Source organism: Streptomyces sp. NPDC018019 (assembly GCF_044327805.1).
Classification (GTDB): Bacteria; Actinomycetota; Actinomycetes; order Streptomycetales; family Streptomycetaceae; genus Streptomyces.
Genome location: NZ_JBIRGD010000002.1, coordinates 378,094 through 379,922, shown reverse-complemented (window position 1 = coordinate 379,922; position 1,829 = coordinate 378,094). Strand labels below are relative to the sequence as shown.

Genomic DNA, 1,829 nt, shown 5'->3' with positions numbered 1-1,829 from the left:
GTAAGGCTGACCTCGGCATTCTCTACAACGAGGGTCAGGACGATCAGGGCGGCAACCACACCGCCTTTCACATCGGCTATGGCGCCGCCGACGGCATGCGTGCCCCGAAGCGTGCGTGGGACAACAATGACCGTACGACCGGTAGCTGGAACTGGGAGCGCAGTAAGCCGGTGGCCGGTGACTTCAACGGCGATGGCAAGGCTGACCTCGGCATTCTCTACAACGAGGGTCAGGACGATCAGGGCGGCAACCACACCGCCTTTCACATCGGCTATGGCGCCGCCGACGGCATGCGCGCCCCGAAGCGTGCGTGGGACAACGACGACCGCACCACCGGCAGCTGGAACGCCGACCGGACCAAGCTGGTGACCGGCGACTTCAACGGTGACGGCAAGACGGACCTCGGCGCTTTCTACAACCAGGGCCAGGACTCCGACGGCGTCAACCACGCCGCACTGTTCACCTTCTCGGGCCGCAACGACGGAGCGAACGGCCTGTACGGTCCCGTCAAGGTCTGGGAGAACGGCAACACCGGTAGCTGGGACTGGTACCGCAGCGACCTCGGCTGACCCGATCCGGCCCGGGGGCGGGAAATCCGCCCCCGGGTGTCGTCCCACCACACCTTCACGCTTCAGGAGCACGAAAGAGCATGCCCCGACGTACGCCTTCCAGCCGCGCGGAATCCACTGCCGTCGGAAAACCGCGCCTTGCCGCCGCACTCACCGTCATTTCGGCGGCCGTCGTGGGATCGGTTCCCCTGGCCGCCGCACCCGCCACCGCCGCGTCGCTCAGCACCTGGGAAAAGGTCGCTCAATGCGAGGCCAGCGGAGACTGGCAGGCGATCAACCGCTCCGGACCCTTCTACGGCGGGCTTCAGTTCACGCAGTCCACCTGGGAGGGCTACGGCGGCCTCGCCTACGCCTCCCGCGCAGATCGGGCCACCAAGCGTCAGCAGATCCTGATAGGCGAGAAGGTGTTGGCCGGCCAGGGAGAGCGGGCCTGGCCCTATTGCGGACCGAAGTACGGTCTCGGCTCCGACCACGGCACGCCGTATCCCGACCCGGTTCCGCCGACGTCCAAGGTCACCGGGCCGGGCGCGGGTACCGTGGCGACCGGGACCATCGAGTTGACCGCATCCGTCACGGACGCCGTCGGTGTCCCGTCCTCCGCCACGTTCTCCATCGACGGCACGGCGGTCGGCACCGACAACGGGTCGGGCCCGGTGTACCGGACCACCATCGACACCGGAAAGCTGGCCGACGGCCCGCATACGCTCACGGTCAGAGCGACCAACGACGCCGGACAGACCGGCCCGCCCTCGGCCGCGGTGTCCTTCTACACCGCCAACCGGGCCACGGCCACGCAGGCATCCGGTGACTTCAACGGTGACGGCAGGGACGACATCGGTGTCCTCTACGACTATGGGCAGGAGGCCGACGGCACCAACCATTCGGCGCTGTGGACCCTCACCAGCAAGGGCTCCGGTTTCGGTGATCCGGTGAAGGTGTGGGACAACGTCGAGGCCGGCAGCGGCTCGTGGAACTGGGGCCGCTCCAAAGTCACCACCGGTGATTTCAATGGTGACGGCAAGGCGGACATCGGAGTCCTGTACAACGATGGCCAGGATGCTGACGGCGTCAACCACACCGCGCTGTGGACCTTCTCCAGCACGGGCTCCGACTTCGGCAGGCCGGTCCGGGCCTGGCAGAGCACCACTTCATGGAACTGGGACCGTTCGAAGTTGACGTCGGGTGATTTCAACGGTGACGGCAAGACGGACATCGGCATTCTGTACAACGGTGGTCAGCAGGCCGATGGTAAGAACATGA

General features: G+C 66.5%; 1 protein-coding gene and 1 pseudogene. Both read left to right on the top strand.

All coding sequences use genetic code 11. The annotated features are described in order from the left end of the window. Positions 1 to 569 (top strand): annotated as a pseudogene (locus ACH4FX_RS04890) (esterase); the annotation flags it as partial. Positions 570 to 649: 80 nt separating this feature from the next. Then, positions 650 to 1,829, top strand: a 1,180-nt coding sequence (locus ACH4FX_RS04885; RefSeq protein WP_398475185.1) for a transglycosylase family protein, incomplete at its 3' end; no start/stop codon positions are given.